Annotated in this window: 5 protein-coding genes; all 5 read left to right on the forward strand. The window is 61.9% G+C overall.

Features of this window, described 5'->3' with window-relative positions:
* Positions 1–82: 82 nt before the first annotated feature.
* The 5 genes from gyrB (at position 83) to GGR36_RS14830 (ending at position 16,685) form a co-directional block, all read left to right on the forward strand.
* Positions 83–2,563, forward strand: a complete 2,481-nt coding sequence (gyrB, locus tag GGR36_RS14805) for a DNA topoisomerase (ATP-hydrolyzing) subunit B (protein ID WP_183635556.1) — start codon at positions 83–85, stop codon at positions 2,561–2,563.
* A 520-nt stretch (positions 2,564–3,083) separates the two neighbouring features.
* Positions 3,084–8,426 (forward strand): DEAD/DEAH box helicase, encoded by a 5,343-nt coding sequence (locus GGR36_RS14810; protein ID WP_183635557.1) that lies wholly within the window; start codon positions 3,084–3,086, stop codon positions 8,424–8,426.
* 8 nt (positions 8,427–8,434) lie between these two features.
* A complete protein-coding gene (locus GGR36_RS14815) occupies positions 8,435–11,281 on the forward strand; it encodes a helicase-related protein (protein ID WP_242533270.1) in 2,847 nt (948 codons plus the stop codon).
* 4 nt (positions 11,282–11,285) lie between these two features.
* Entirely contained in the window at positions 11,286–15,722 is a 4,437-nt protein-coding gene (locus GGR36_RS14820; protein ID WP_242533271.1) for an Eco57I restriction-modification methylase domain-containing protein, read from the forward strand.
* Between the two features lie 18 nt (positions 15,723–15,740).
* Positions 15,741–16,685: a hypothetical protein gene (locus GGR36_RS14830; protein ID WP_183635570.1), complete on the forward strand. Its 945-nt coding sequence runs from the start codon at positions 15,741–15,743 to the stop codon at positions 16,683–16,685.
* Positions 16,686–16,711: the final 26 nt, after the last annotated feature.

The following is a 16,711-nucleotide window of genomic DNA, read 5'->3' on the forward strand; positions in this document are numbered from 1 at the left end:
CAGGCGGATCCGGTTCGAAGTGATCCGCCTGCACTGGCATTTACCGCGGCGACGATAATCAGTTTCAAAGCAAGGTCACCCGATGTCCGAACAGAATCAGCAACCCGCCTACGACGAAGACAGCATCCAGCAGCTTGAAGGCCTGGAAGCGGTGCGCAAGCGCCCCGGCATGTACATCGGAGACACCTCCGACGGCACAGGTCTGCACCATATGGTCTTCGAAGTCGTCGACAACGCGATCGACGAAGCCCTGGCGGGGCACTGTGACGACATCGTGGTCACCATCCACACCGACAACTCGATCTCGGTCACCGACAACGGCCGCGGCATTCCGGTCGGCATCAAGTTCGACGACAAGCACGAGCCCAAGCGCTCAGCCGCCGAAATCGTCATGTGCGTGCTGCACGCCGGTGGCAAGTTCAACCAGAACAGCTACAAGGTTTCCGGCGGTCTGCATGGCGTCGGGGTGTCGTGCGTAAACGCGCTGTCGAAGTGGTTGCGCCTCACGATCCGGCGCGATGGCAAGAAGCATTTCATGGAATTCCAGCGCGGCCACGCCGCCGACCGCCTGCTCGAAGTGCAGAACGGCGTCGAGGTCTCACCGCTGCGCGTCATTGGCGACACCGAAAAGCGCGGTACCGAAGTGCACTTCCTCGCCGATGAAGAAATCTTTGGCCACATCGAGTTCCACTACGAGATTCTCGCCAAACGCCTGCGCGAGCTTTCCTTCCTCAACAACGGCGTGCGTATCCGCCTGATCGACCAGCGCACCGCCCGCGAGGAAGACTTCGCCTTCTCCGGCGGCGTGCGCGGCTTCGTCGAGTACATCAACCGCGCCAAGACCGTGCTGCACCCCAACGTGTTCTACGCAGCCGGCGCCACCCAGGTGCCCGTCAGCGGCGGCGGCGGTACGGTTGAACTGAGCGTCGAAGTCGCGATGCAGTGGAACGACAGCTACCAGGAACAGGTGCTGTGCTTCACGAACAACATCCCTCAGTCCGACGGTGGCACCCACCTCACCGGCCTGCGCATGGCGATGACCCGCGTCATCAACAAGTACATCGAAGAAAACGAGATCGCGAAGAAAGCCAAGGTCGAGATCACCGGCGATGACATGCGCGAAGGCCTCGCCTGCGTGTTGTCCGTCAAGATGCCCGACCCGAAATTCGCCTCGCAGACGAAGATGAAGCTCGTGTCGAGCGAAGCGCGCCCGGCAGTCGAAGAAGTCGTCGCCGCCAAGCTCTCCGAATACCTGCTCGAACGCCCGATCGACGCCAAGACCATCTGCGGCAAGATCGTCGAAGCCTCGCGTGCCCGCGAAGCCGCCCGCAAGGCGCGCGAAATGACGCGCCGCAAAGGCGTGCTGGACGGCGTCGGCCTGCCCGGCAAACTCGCCGACTGCCAGGAGAAAGACCCCGCCCTGTGCGAGATCTACATCGTCGAGGGTGACTCCGCAGGCGGCTCGGCCAAGCAAGGCCGCGATCGCAAATTCCAGGCGATCCTGCCGCTGCGCGGCAAGGTGCTCAACGTCGAGCGCGCGCGCTTCGACAAGCTCATCTCGTCCGAACAGATCGCCACGCTGATCACAGCCCTCGGTACCGGCATCGGCAAGGACGACTTCAAGCCCGAGAAGCTGCGCTATCACCGCATCATCATCATGACCGACGCGGACGTCGACGGTGCCCACATCCGCACCCTGCTGCTGACGCTGTTCTACCGTCAGATGCCCGAACTCGTCGAGCGCGGCCACATCTACATCGCCCAGCCGCCGCTCTACAAGATCAAGCACGGCAAGACCGAGCGCTACATCAAGGACGACGCCGAACTCGACGCCCACCTGCTGCGCATGGGCCTCGACGGTGCACAACTCATTCCTTCAGCCGGCGCCACACCGATCGAAGGCGAAGCCCTCGGCGAACTCGCGCGCAACTACTTGCTCGCGGAAGCGGTCATCAATCGTGTATCGGGCTTCATCGACCCGGCTGCGCTGCATGCCATGCTCGCCGGTGACATCAATGTCTCACTCGCTGACGAAGCGGCCGCCACCGATTCCGCTGCGCGCCTGCAGGCCTCGATGCCCAAAGGCGTCAACGTCCGCGCACATTTCGATCAGGAAAGTGAAGCCTGGGAACTGGCCGTTGAACGCATGCACCACGGCAACGTCCGCCGCGGCATCATCGACGCCGAATTCCTCGTCTCGGGCGACTACGCGCAAATCCGCCGCGCCGCCGAAATGATCAACAGCCTGATCGGCGAAGGTGCCGAGATGCGCCGTGGCGAAAAGGGTGCGGCCGTTACCAGCTTCAAGGAAGCCATCGACTGGATGTTCAACGAAGTCGAGCGCAACCTCAGCAAGCAGCGCTACAAAGGCCTCGGCGAAATGAACCCCGACCAGCTGTGGGAAACCACCATGGACCCGGCCGTGCGCCGCCTGCTGAAAGTGCAGATCGACGACGCCATCGCCGCCGACGAAATCTTCACCACGCTTATGGGCGACCAGGTCGAGCCACGTCGTGAGTTCATCGAGAGCAATGCTCTGTATGCGCGGAACATCGACGTGTAAGAACTTGTAGCGAGACCCAATTAGTGACACATCAGGAAGCAATTAGTGGCACAGAAATCTGCTGGATTTTGACTAAATAATAATAAAAACAAAGACTTATTGATTGTCCTACAAGCTGGCAGCTCTTTACGTCGGCTTCCAGTTGGCAAGCTTCACCGAAATGGCACCAGACCTCGTCTGGTGCCATTTTCGTTTCAGAGCTCCCATCAATTCAGCGCCCCATTGGCGCAGAAGCAGCCGTTTGGGCTCTCTTTCAAACGTCGGCGTCCTTCGCGTCGTGTTCACGAACATCAACTCCAGGACTACGAAGATTTCCAGTAGTCGTGCGACTTTCGTCAACGGACATGGGGCCGATATGCTTTCTATTCGCGGTACTCTTTCCCCTCCTCGGATACCCGCAGGTTGCTGCGTCTGACGCTCCAGTCGAAGTGCCGCTGTACCTGTCGCCCATGAACTGGGCACGGGGGCCTTGGACGCTGCCAGATGCAGGCTGAACCAATCGATTGAGACCGATAGCCACATGGACGTATTTCAGTTTCGCGCGCACGTCGTCACCGAATACGAGCAATTCACCCGCAGCTTCACGCGGATTCGGGCCGACGATATCCGCCAGCATGTTGACCGCGAATACCAGAGCCAGAAGTACTGGCCCGAACCGCTCATTCAGATAAATCCGACCTACCGCTCCGGGGGGACGGTTGATGAGCTGGTCGCAAGCGGTTTGCTGAGTCCGGAGTGCGCAGGAATCTTCCGCCTTGGAAAGTCGGCGAGTTCGGCTGGCGTTCCTTTGCCACTGCATCAGCACCAGGCGGAGGCCATCAGTCTGGCACTAGCAGGGGAGAGCTACGTCCTCACCACGGGAACCGGCTCCGGCAAGTCACTGAGCTACTTCATCCCGGTTGTGGATGCGTGCCTCAAGGCCAAGAAAGTCGACCCCACGCCACGCACCCGAGCCATCGTCATCTATCCGATGAATGCGCTCGCGAACTCCCAGCTCGAAGAGCTCAAGAAGTTTCTGGGCTCCGACCCTGCAGCCTGCTCAGTCACGTTTGGGCGATACACCGGACAGGAGAGCGACGAAGAGCGGCAAGCGATGGCCGCCACACCGCCCGACATTCTGCTCACGAACTTCATGATGCTCGAACTGCTGATGACCCGGCAGAACGACATCGACAAAGCGGTGATGCGCAACGCCAAGGGGCTGCGGTTTCTTGTGCTCGATGAGCTGCACACATACCGCGGTCGCCAGGGGGCCGACGTTGCACTGCTCGTGCGACGCGTGCGCGAAGCCCTGGCGGAGGACCTCATCTGCATCGGCACTTCCGCCACGATGGCGTCTGAAGGCACGCAGATGGAACGCAATGCGGTGGTAGCGAACGTCGCCCGCCGCTTATTCGGCACCCCCATCGCCGACCGGAACATCATCACCGAGACCCTCCGCCGTACGACTCCCGAGCACGAGACGCTCGAATCTGTGCGTCCTCGACTCCGTGACGCGATTCAGGCGGGAGTTCCGACTCATCTTGATTTCGAAGCCATGGCTGCACACCCGATGTCGGTGTGGGTCGAACTCAAGCTCGGTCTTAGCTATGAGGGCGACAAGCCGCGGCGCGCCAAACCGCTCACCCTGGCGCAGGCGGCCCAAGCCCTCCAAAGCGATTCAGGCGAATCCTTTGAAGCGTCACTCGCTTACCTGCAGCAGTTCATGCTTCGGGCCCATGCCGTCACCGACAAGACAGGGAAGAGCCTGTTCGCATTCAAGCTTCACCAGTTCATTGCGGGTGGCGGCAAGGTTTATACGACGCTCGAAGCACCGGGTCGTCGCGCCATCACCCTGGATGGCCAGCAGTTCGTCTCAGGCGATGAAACGCGCCAGCGACGCTACTACCACACCCACTTCTGTCGCGACTGCGGGCAGGAGTACATCCCGGTCTGGGACACCGATGGCGCAGAAGGCCGCACCTTCGACGTGCGAAACATCGAAGAGCGTCAGCACGAAGACGACCAGGTCAAATTCGGCTTCCTGATGCCGGATGGCAAGAACACCTGGGAGCCCGAGAACATTGAACGCTACCCGGAGTCCTGGCTGGAAGAGCGCGCCGATGGGGAATGGCGAATCAAGTCCGCTCAGCGTAAGTTCATGCCGCAGGCGGTCAAGGTGCGCCCCGACGGTGTTGCAACGAACGAGCAAGGCCTCCAAGCGTGGTTCATCCCAGGCTCGTTCCGATTCTGCCTCGCATGTGGCGTCTCGCACAGCTCGGCCGGGAAAGACTCGCTTCGCCTGACATCCCTCTCCGGAGAAGGCCGTAGCTCGGCGACGACCATGCTGACGCTGTCAGCGCTGCGCTATCTGTATGAGCAGGACCAGCAGCTTTCCGCTGAAGCGAAGAAGGTGCTGGGCTTCTCCGACAACCGTCAGGATGCGGCCCTTCAAGCGGGACACTTCAACGACTTCCTCCAAGTCCTTCTGACTCGGGCAGCACTGCTGTCGGCCGTCCAAAGGGCGAGTGGCAATCTCCTGACCGAGCGGGAGGTCGGCAACGCGGTCTTTGAAGCATTGGGCTTCCATCGTGACGACCCGGCAGTTCGCTCGGAGTACATGCAACAGCCTGAGCTCAAGGGCAACACGCGCAGGCAGGTGCAAGAAGCCATGCGCAGCATCCTCGGCTACCGCACTTACTTCGACTTGCGTCGCGGTTGGCGATTCAACAATCCGAACCTTGAACAACTGGGCTTGGTTCGCATTGAGTACCAAGACCTAGAAGACCTGGCGTCGGACGCGTCGGAATGGGCAGAGGCCCCTCAGGTCCTGCAAGCGGCAACCCCGGCGGAGCGGGCGCGGGTTCTGCGTGAGCTCTTTGATTTCATGCGGCAGGGTTTGTGTATCGCGACGCGCTACTTGGACCGCACGGAGCTCGAACAGCTTCGGACTCAAAGCTATGCGAACCTTCGTGAGCCGTGGGGATTTACAGAAGACGAGCGGCCCGTTGCAGCCCGTTGGTTTGTAACTTCACGCCCGAAGGAAGAAACCGACCGCCGAGGTCGTCGCCTCCAGGTTGAGGACTTCCTGTTGATTGGTTCCAGTCGCTCCCGACTGGGGCGGTCGCTGCGCCATGGCAGCACTTGGGGCGGGGCCAATCCGTTCTACAAATCCATCAACGACCAGACATGGGGCGCTGTCGTTGGTGCCTTGCTCAAGGCCGCGGAGTCCTACGGACTGGTTCGCAAGGAAGAGACGGATGTCGGCCTCACCGGCTGGCAGCTCAACGGCACCGCGCTGCTCTGGCAACTCGGTGATGGACAGAGTCAGCGCCAAGCTGAGGACAACGCGTTCTTCCGTGGTTTGTATCGCAACATCGCTGGACTGCTGGATAGCCCGGTGCACCAGCTCTTCGAGTTCGAGGCTCGCGAACATACCGCGCAAGTAGAGCAGGACGACCGCCTTGAGCGGGAAGCCCGTTTCCGTTTCACTGAAAAGGACCGGGACGAGTGGCGCAAGAAGAACGGTCACGAGCTCGAATGGCTGCCCGTGCTCTTCTGCTCCCCGACCATGGAGTTAGGCGTCGATATCTCGTCGCTGAACACGGTCTACATGCGCAATGTCCCGCCGACTCCGGCGAACTACGCACAGCGCAGTGGCCGAGCTGGGCGCGCTGGGCAGCCTGCACTGGTTATCACCTACTGTGCGAGCCAGTCTCCGCACGACCAGTATTACTTCCGCGACCCGGTTCGCATGGTGCACGGTCAGGTGAACGCGCCGACCTTGGACCTCGCCAACCTCGAACTGGTCAAGAGTCACATGCACGCCATCTGGCTTGCGGAGACCGGTCGGCGACTCGGCAACAGCGTCCGGGACCTGCTGGACATGAATCAGCCCGAAGCACTTCCCATCATGGAAGAGGTCGCGGCTGACCTTGACAAGCCTGAGGCAAAGCGCCGTGCACATCAGCGGGGCTTGCGTGTCCTCTCGATGTTGGCCAACGAACTCACGCCGCGCAATGCGCCTTGGTACAACGAGCACTGGGCCGAGTCGGTGTTCCAACGAACCTACCAGGAGTTTGATGCATCGCTACAGCGTTGGCGCGACCTGTATCGGGCGACCGCGCAGGCCATTGAGCTGAACTTCAAGATTGAGAACAACCCAGCAGCAAGTGAGCGGGAACGCCGCGAGGCTCAGCAACGTCACAACGAAGCGCGCAAGCAGCGCGACCTGCTGTTGGCGGGCGACAGCGCGTTCAACTCGGATTTCTACACCTACCGCTACCTTGCCTCGCAGGGGTTCCTCCCCGGATACAACTTCCCCCGCTTGCCCTTGCTGGCGTATCTCCCCGCTCGGCGTGGCTCCATTGGTCGCGAAAGCTTCTTGTCCCGGCCGCGTTTCCTGGCGCTGGGCGAGTTTGGCCCGTACAGCCTCATCTACCACGAGGGAAGCCAGTACCGGGTCACCAAAGCCCTGCTTACCATTACCGGTCAAGACCAGGTCACTGAAGGTGCTCGCCTGCCCACCGAAGTCGCACGCCTGTGTCCGGCCTGCGGCTATGGGCACTTCCGTTCCCAGCGTGACGTCGACCGCTGCATTTCCTGTGGTGCCTCTCTGGCAGAGGCGAAAGAGGTCAGAAACCTCTATCGAATCGAGAACGTTTCGACCAAACGTGCTGAACGCATCACTGCCAACGAAGAAGAACGGGTGCGCCAGGGCTACGAAATGCAGACCACGCTGCAGTTCGCCCAAGCCGAGGGCAAGTTGCAGATGGTCACTACGGTCGTCGAGGATGCCAGCGGGCCACTGATGCAGATGCAGTACGGGCCAGCAGCAACCGTCTGGCGCATGAACTTTGGTTGGCGTCGCCGCAAGGAGAAGTCCATCCAGGGTTTCATGATGAACCCGGTGACTGGTCACTGGGTGGGCGGTGTTGATGATGGCAACGGTGAAACCGAGAGTGAGGGGGAGGCCCCGCCCGACAAGACGCCCCCGCAACGTATCGTTCCCTACGTCGAGGACCGCCGTAACATTCTCATCGTGCGGCCTCACCATGCGCTGGGTGTGCTTGAACCTGAGACGCTGACGACCTTGCAATACGCGCTCAAGCGCGGCATCGAAGCGGTCTACCAGCTCGAAGAGAGCGAGCTCATGGCAGAGCCGCTTCCTACGCGTGAGCTCCGTCAATCCATCCTGTTGTTTGAAGCAGCCGAGGGCGGAGCCGGGGTGCTGACACGTTTGGCCACCGAGCCGGACGCACTGGCCGCAGTCGCGGCCAAGGCGCTCGAAATCATCCATTTCAAAGCACCGCCTGCCGGGCACGTCTGGAAGCGAGACAGTCTGGAGGAGGAACTCGACCACAACGGTGAGCCCTTCTGTGAAGCCGGCTGCTACCGCTGTCTGCTCTCGTACCACAACCAGCCAGACCACACACTCATTGACCGCAAGGACAAGGTCGCGAGCGGGTTGCTGCTGGACCTGCTCTGTCGCTTGACGCAAGCGCGAACCAACCAAGGAACGCAGGGCCGCGCGCCGGACGAGCACGATGCGCAACTTGAGCGCACCGCGGGCAGCTCACTTGAGCAAGCCTGGCTCAACCATGTGAACGAGCAGGGGTACCGCAAACCGGACCGCGGTCAACACAGCATTCCTGCCGCCAATGCCTGTGCGGACTTCTTCTACGACGAATTCAACCTCGCGGTGTTCATCGACGGCCCTCACCACGAAACTGACGCACAGCGTGCGCTGGATGCGGCAATCGACCGCAAGCTCGATGACCTCGGTTACCTCGTGGTCCGTTTCCCCAAGGAGGTCGAGTGCTGGCGTGACCTCTTCAAGAACAACGCTGACCTGTTTGGCCCCGGAAAATCACAAGAATCATGAACGCACCGATGCCCGAATTCCTTCCGGGAAGCCTTGTCTCGGCCCGTGGCCGCGAATGGATTGTTCTCCCCGATTCTGATGCACAGACCTTGCGCCTACGCCCTTTGGGCGGCGGCGAACGGGATGAAACACTCATCTATCTGCCGCTTGAACGACAGCCGGTCCAGGCCGCCACCTTCCCATGGCCCACGCTCGACCAGGCGCGCAATCACTCGGCCAGCCAGATGTTGCTCGATGCCCTGCAACTCAAGCTGCGCAGTGGCGCCGGGCCGTTTCGAAGCTTCGGCAACATCGCCGTCGAGCCTCGCGCCTACCAGCTCGTGCCCTTGCTGATGGCGCTCAAGCAGCCCACCGTCAGGCTGCTGATTGCCGACGACGTTGGTATTGGCAAGACCATCGAAGGCGCGCTCATTGCTCGTGAGCTGCTCGACCGGGGCGAGGTTCAACGCCTGACCGTGCTTTGCCCGCCGCACCTGTGTGAGCAATGGCAACGCGAGCTGGTAGAGCGTTTCCACATCCCTGCTGTCGTTGTCCGTTCCAACACCGCCGACCGGCTGGAGCGCGACCTTCCCCCCGGTGCATCGCTTTTCGATGCGCACCCCTACACGGTGGTCAGTCTCGACTACATCAAGTCCGAACGCCGTCGCGAGGCCTTCCAGCGTTTCTGCCCCGAGTTCGTCATTGTCGATGAGGCGCACACCTGCACTCAGGCAGGTCAGGGGCGACAGCAACGTCACCAGTTGCTGAAAGGTCTTGTGGCCGACCCCGAGCGCCATCTCGTGTTGCTGACCGCGACCCCTCATAGCGGTGACGAAGATGCGTTCTTCAACCTGCTGGGCCTCCTTCGTGCCGATTTTGCGCAACTCAAGGACTTGCCGGCTGGTCAGCGTAGCGACCTGCGTGAAGCGCTCTCGCGTCACTTCGTGCAGCGTCGCCGCCCGGACATTGCGGAGTGGCAGGACACCTCCATGTTTCCCGACCGCAAGTCGGCGGAAATCACCTACCGCTTGACCGGTGCATGGGGGCAGTTGTTCAACGACGTGCTGACCTACGCCCGTGAGCTGGTCGAGCGTTCCGAGGGACAAGGGCTGCGCGAACAGCGCATGAACTGGTGGGCGGCACTGGCCCTGCTACGTTGCATTTCATCGTCGCCAGCCGCGGCGGTGAATGCCTTGCGCACGCGCCTTCAGGCCGCGCAATCGGAAGAAGGAATCGTGGGCGACGTATCGCTTGAAGACCTTGAAGCCCAAGCCAGCGACCGGGTGCTCGATGGCACTGAAGATGCGCTCTCTACCGACGACATCGAACCCGGGGCACAGACCGAAGACTCTCAGCGGCTGCAAGAACTTGTCGCAAGCGCTGCCGCCTTGGCCGGTCAGCAGAACGACCCCAAGCTCGCCAAGTTGCTGGAGCACTTGGCCGTTCTCTTGAAAGATGGCTTCTTGCCGGTGGTGTTCTGCCGCTACATCGCGACCGCGCACTACCTGGCCGCCGCGCTTCAGGAAAAGTTCAAGTCAGCCACCGTGAAGGCAGTTACCGGCGAACTGACGCCGGACGAGCGTGAGGCTGCAGTCGAGCAATTGGGCGAGAGTGAGGTTCGCATCCTGGTGGCCACCGACTGCTTGTCGGAAGGTATCAACCTGCAGAACCTCTTTACCGCCGTGGTTCATTACGACTTGAGCTGGAACCCCACTCGCCACGAGCAGCGGGAAGGCCGAGTGGACCGTTTCGGCCAGAAGGCGCCCGAAGTGCGCAGCACCATGCTTTACGGCGAAGACAACCCGGTCGACGGCGCGGTGCTGCAAGTCATCTTGCGCAAGGCCGAGAGCATTCGGAAAGAACTCGGCGTGCTCGTGCCCATGCCCGACGATGAAGGCAAGCTCACGCAGGCACTGATGAACGCAGTGTTGCTGCGCAAGGGCGCGCCGCTCAACGCGCAGTCCCAACTCGACCTGTTTGGCGAACCTGCCAAGCAAATCGACCTGGCGTGGCAAAGCGCCAAGGAGAAAGCCAAACAGAATCGCAGTATCTTCGCCCAGCGCCGTCTGAAGCCGGAAGACGTGTTGCCCGAGTGGCGCAAGTCGTCAGCGGTCTTGGGGGGTGAAGCCGATGTCGCGCGATTTGTCAGCCGCGCAGCCAATCAGCTCGGTTCGCCGCTGCAACCGGTCAAGCAGCACTTCAAGCTGCCGACGGAACACCTTCCCGTCGCGGTGCAAGAGCGTCTGGTGGCTGAAGGTCTGTCGGGCACCCTGCGAATCGACTTCCGACAACCCGCCGCCCAAGGCGCGACCTTCATTCACCGCACCCATCCTCTGGTGTCGGTACTCGCCGACACCTTGCTGGAGCAAGCCCTCGATGACTCGCCAAGCGGCGACGAAGCGGCCGCAGTCGCTCGGGCTGGCGCCGCTTTTGTGAGCGCAGTGAGCCTCAAGACCACAGTGCTGCTGCTGCGCATTCGCCACCAGCTCACCGTCACCCACGGCTCATCGACCCGCCTGCTGATGTGCGAAGAAGCCGTCGCCGTCGCAAGTGCTGGCTCGGAACCCTTCAACGAACTCTCACCTGAGCAGACGCGAGAGCTGCTCGGCGCTGAAGCCACCCGCAACATGCCGCCACCGTTGCGAGACCGACACCTTCAATCCGCGCTTGACGCGTTGCCTGAATGGCAAACGCAGTTCGAGGCCATCGCCAAGGCCCGCGCCCAGTCGCTGTTGCTGGACCATCGCCGCGTACGCGAGGCCGCCGAAGGTCGCGGCAGCTATCAGGTCACCGCCAGCCTGCCCGTCGATGTGATGGGGCTCTACGTGCTGCTGCCCGACGTCGGCGCAGCCGCCAACATCGCCGTGGGAGCTTGAGCCCATGGCAAAGTCGATTTTCAAACGCGCGACTCACCAGCTCGCCTACCGCGCCATCCGGATTGAAGGCGGTCTCATCCCCGCCGAAGAGCTTACGCGCCTGACCCTGCTCGCCGACCCCAAGGACACGGAGCAGACAGAAAGCCACTACCGCATCGCCAAGGGCCTGAAGCTGCGCGACGAAATCGCCCGCGACTTCAAGATTGCACTCAACCTCTGGCAAGACTTCCAGACCCTGCGTCAGCGGCAAGACGTTCGCGCCTTTGATGTCACCGTCCGCGAGTGGCTGCTGCCGTTGCTGCGCGACGTGCTGCATTTCCACGATGCAGGCCGTTGTCCCGCGATTGAGCACGCCGGGCATTCGTTTGCCATCGGCCATGCGGGCAACGGTGGGCATGTGCCGCTGGTTTTTGCTGGATTCGACGAACCGCTGGACGCTGCAGCTGAGCGTTTTGGCGAAACCAATCCCGACACCGGCAAAACGCGCCGTCGCAGCCCCTTCATGTTGGCGCAGGAGGCACTCAATGCCAGCGACGATTGCCTCTGGGCCATCGTCAGTAACGGTCTGATGCTGCGCATCCTGCGCGACAATGCCAGCCTCACACGCCCGGCGTACATTGAAGTCGACCTCGAAGCGCTGTTCAATGAAGAGCTCCTGGCCGACTTCAGCGCTTTCTGGCTGCTGACCCACGCCAGTCGCTTCGGCAATGCAGAGACCCAACCCAACGACTGCCCCTGGGAGCGTTGGCGTGCCGCCGGCCAGCAAGCCGGTGTCACGGTGCGCGGCAACTTGCGCGACCAGGTGGCTAGGGCGATTCGCGAGTTAGGCACCGGCTTTCTTTCGCACCCAGCCAACAGCGCGCTTCGTGCGGCGCTGCAGAACGTTGAAAGCGGCTACGACCGACAGGCCTTCTTCGAAGAACTGCTGCGCCTGGTCTACCGCCTCATCTTCCTGGCGACTGTCGAAGACCGGCGCGACCGTGGCACCGGCGAACGGCTTGTCTTCACTCCGGACGCATCAGAAGAGGCCAAGGCGCGCTATCTGGCCGGCTACTCGCTGACCTGGCTGCGCGAGCGGGCCGTGCGCCGCAGCCAGCACGACCGTCATGCCGACCTCTGGCAGGGGCTCACCATCACCTTCGACGCGCTCGCCCGCGGCGAACCGGCTCTCGGCCTACCGGCGCTCGGAGGCCTGTTCGACACCGACCAGTGTCCGCGCCTGGATGCGGCGCAGCTGGACAACCGTCATCTGCTGGCGGCCGTATTCCAGCTCGGCTGGTTCCGTGCCGACGGTGGTCTGTCGCGCGTCAACTACCGCGATATGGGCCCCGAGGAACTGGGCAGCGTATACGAAAGTCTGCTGGAGCTTGTTCCCGACCTGCAGGGTCTGGCCTCACCCGTTACGGCGCGCTTGGCCTTCATGGGTGACGACGAGACGGACGCCTCCACGAAGGGCAACACCCGCAAGCTCACTGGCAGCTACTACACGCCTGACAGCTTGGTGCAGGAGCTCATCAAGAGCGCGCTGGAGCCTGTCATCGCTCAAACGGTCAAGGCAAATCCGGACCGCCCGGTCGAGGCGCTTCTGTCGCTCACCATCTGCGACCCCGCCTGCGGCAGCGGCCACTTCCTGCTGTCGGCTGCACGTCGCCTGGCCGATGAGGTGGCATTGCACCGTGCAGCAGCGGAGCGCGAGGGCGGCGCCCCAACGCCTACCGACTACCGCCACGCGCTGCGTGACGTTGTGAGCCGCTGCATCTACGGGGTGGACAAGAATGCCATGGCCATCCAGCTGGCGAAGACGGCGCTGTGGCTGGAGGCCTACTCACCCGACCGGCCGCTGAGTTTCGTCGACCATCACCTGCGCGTAGGTGATGCACTGCTGGGCGTACTTGACCCCAAGGTGCTGGAGCATGGTATCCCCGACGAGGCCTACACGGCGCTCTCGGGCGACGACAAGGAAGTCTCCAAGGCCCTGAAGAAGCAGAACAAGGCCGACCTGAAGAGCTGGCGCCAGATTGCAGGGGGCGACCTTCTGACCCAGGCGGGACTGGCCGCGCAGGCGGTCGGCGTGGAGACGCTGGACGATGACACCCCCGACCACCTGGCCGCGAAGCGTCAAGCGTGGTTGCAGGCCGAGGGCGAGGCGCAGCGCAGCACCTTCGCCCGTTTGGCCGACACCTACGTAGCCGCCTTCCTGGCGCCTAAGCTGGCCGATGCAGGCGCCACGGTGCCGCTGTCCGGCTACCTTTGGGGCGTGCTCAGCGGACAACCGGCCAAGGCCCACGTGGATAGTGCCGTCCAGACTCTGTGCCGCCAGCACGCTGTCTTCCACTGGTGGCTGGCGTTCCCGCAAGTAGCGGCCAAAGGCGGCTTCAGCGTGATGCTCGGCAACCCACCGTGGGAGATGTTGCAGCTCGACCCGCAAGAGTTCTTTGCTGCAGAGGCGCCTTCCATTGCCAACGCGCAACACATGGCGGCCCGCGAGAAGCTCATTGCAGCGTTACAGACGGAACGCCCGCACCTCCACGCCAAGTATTGGGCCGCTGTGCGCGGAACGGAGGCGGTTCAATCCTTTGTTCACGCGAGTGGGCGCTTCCCGCACTCAGGTTTTGGACGTATCAACTTGGCGTCCCTTTTCGCAGAAACGGTGTTGCAAGCCACGAGTCTCGGGCAGCCAGGCCGTGCCGGCCTGGTGCTCCCCTCTGGCATTGCCACGGACTCCTTCACCCAACATCTGTTCAATGCCATCGCTGATGGCAACCTCGCCAGTCTGTACGACTTCGAGAACCGCGAGGCAATCTTTGCTGGTGTGCACCGGAGCTACAAGTTCTGTCTGCTGACCATGGGCAAGACGCGTCAGGTCGACTTCCAGTTCTTCTCGGGTAACACAAGTGACCTGCTTGACCTTCGTCGACGGTTCACGCTTTCGCCGTCGGACTTCGCGCTGCTAAATCCCAATACGCGAACTTGCCCCGTGTTTCGGAGTCAAGCCGACGCTGCGCTTACGAAGAAGCTCTACAACTCGACGCCGGTGCTCTGGCGGGAGGAACTGCGCAATCAAGCCGACGAGGTAATTCAGACTGAACACAACCCCTGGGGCCTGCAGTTCCAGCTGATGTTCATGATGAACACCGACAGCAGCCTCTTCCGCAATCGCGAGGCTGCGTCAGGAGAGCTCCGACGCCTGCCGCTGTACGAGGCGAAGATGATTCACCAGTTCGACCACCGCTGGGCCACCTATGTGGATGTCCCCGGCGGAGCGACGGGCGAGGTGGAAACCGCGGACGTCAGCGATACGCAGAAGGCCGACCCGGCCTGCACCGTGCGCCCGCGTTACTGGGTGGACGAGCGTGAGGTGCTCGTCCGCATCGCCCGCGTGCCTACCCGCGTGGCCCGTGCCTGGCAGGCCCTTCATGCCGCCCGCGATGCGGCCAACGCCGCTGACCAGGACGCCGCGCTGGCCGACCTTCTGCTCGCGCTGTCGCAATGGGTGGCCGGCGAGCTGTTCCATAGCACGGCTGGCCCAGCGCTCAGCACTGAGGGTTGGACGCCTACCCAAGCCCAGCCCCACATTGCCACCACCGAACAGCAGCTGAAAGCACGCTTCTCACGACTGAACGACGTGCTGCGCGGCGAAGGCCTGACGACCAAAAAGGCCCTGGTCGACTTCCCTAAGTGGGCTGCACAGAATCGTGACGTTCGCCTAGACGACGACCAGCTGTCGGCCCTCGCAAATGCCTTGCATGCGAGTCCTTTGGCTGATGCCCTGCAGACCTTGCTCGACCTGTGGATGGACCGGCGCAGCCCGCGGTGGTTGATGGGGTGGCGGGACATTACCAACGCTACCAACGAACGCACGGTAATTGCGTCTGTAGTGCCACGGGTGGGGGTGGGCAACAACCTGCCTTTGATGCTCTTCCGCTCCAGCGCAGCCGGCGGCTCGCTCGCCGCCTTGCTGGGCAATCTGTGTTCAATGAGTCTAGATTTCGTGGCTAGGCATAAGGTCGGCGGAATGCACCTGAACTACTTCATCTACAAGCAGCTCCCGGTGCTGCCCCCTGACCGTTATACCGACACCGACCTCGCCTTCATCGTCCCCCGCGTCCTCGAACTCACCTACACCACCGACGACCTGCAGGCCTGGGGGCAGGACCTAGCAGCATACGACCCACGCCCTGCCGCCGAACAGGGCCGCCCCTTCGCCTGGAACCCTGAGCGACGCGCCCACCTGCGCGCCGAGCTCGACGCCTACTACGCCCGCCTCTACGGCCTCACCCGAGACGAGCTGCGCTACATCCTCGACCCCAAAGACGTGATGGGCGCCGACTACCCCAGCGAAACCTTCCGCGTGCTCAAAGATAACGAAATGCGCGCCTACGGGGAGTACCGGACGCGGCGCTTGGTGCTGGAGGCGTGGGACCGGATGATTCCGACATAACTACGGCGGGCAACAACCATGGTCAATCCTGACTGGCTGAGGAAGCGTTCAAGGGAGGCCGAAGAGCGCCTCGAGCGGCAGCGCAAGGAGGAGGAGGCGAAGCGCTTGAAGGAGGAAGAACTCAGAAGGCTTGAAGAGGAAAGGCTGCGGCGAGCTCAAGAAGAGCGCGAGCGAATTCGCAAGCTGGTTGATACCACCATAGCGACTTTCGTTCGCGCTGCCATCAAGTCCGCTTTGGTGGGTGCGAAGGCTGCAGACATAGAAGTCGACTCTGCGTTTATCACGACAGAAGTCGAGTCCAAGCTTATCGAGCGACTTCAGGGCATGGGTTATGAGTGCTACATCCGAGATTCTTCAAAACGTTGGATTACGACCTCAAGAGTTGTCAGCAAGATGCTCAGCAGAGTGGCATCGATTCCAGGGACTGAGCACTACAGAAGCCAATTGGGTGACGCGCTTGAGCGTCAAGATGAGCAGCGTCTGCTTGAGTTGACCCATGACCTTCGCACAGACAAGAGCATTGCGCTCCGTCCGAACGACGAGTTATTCATAAGGTTGCATGTAATTCGACATCTGGAGAGCGACCAGAAGGACCAAATCGTTTGCAGCCTAAATGGGAGTTGGCAGCCTATCGATGTGGTCGACGCACGCTTCACCGCGCTGCATCAGGCGCCCTCATGGATGGTCAGTCAAGGAGGTGCTTGGCTGATGGAGAGGATGGGGCTCTGTTATCAACGAGATGCCGACCGCGGGCTGAGGGAGACAGAGTTTCTGCTGATGAGCCTCCCCATGAAACCCGAACGATGGGGGGAAAACGAGATGACGAAGTTTGTCTCCTCAGGCGAGCCCATCGGGACGAGCCCATTTCCTGACGAGCTGATGATTCAACTGCTTACGGTTCTGGGGTTCAAAGTTCGACTAGAGCCGACGGCGGATGCTCGGGTGATGAAAGTTTCCTGGTAGTTGATTTGATTGGTAAGTGCACTGGG

The sequence above is a fragment of the Niveibacterium umoris genome (genome assembly GCF_014197015.1).
GTDB lineage: Bacteria > Pseudomonadota > Gammaproteobacteria > Burkholderiales > Rhodocyclaceae > Niveibacterium > Niveibacterium umoris.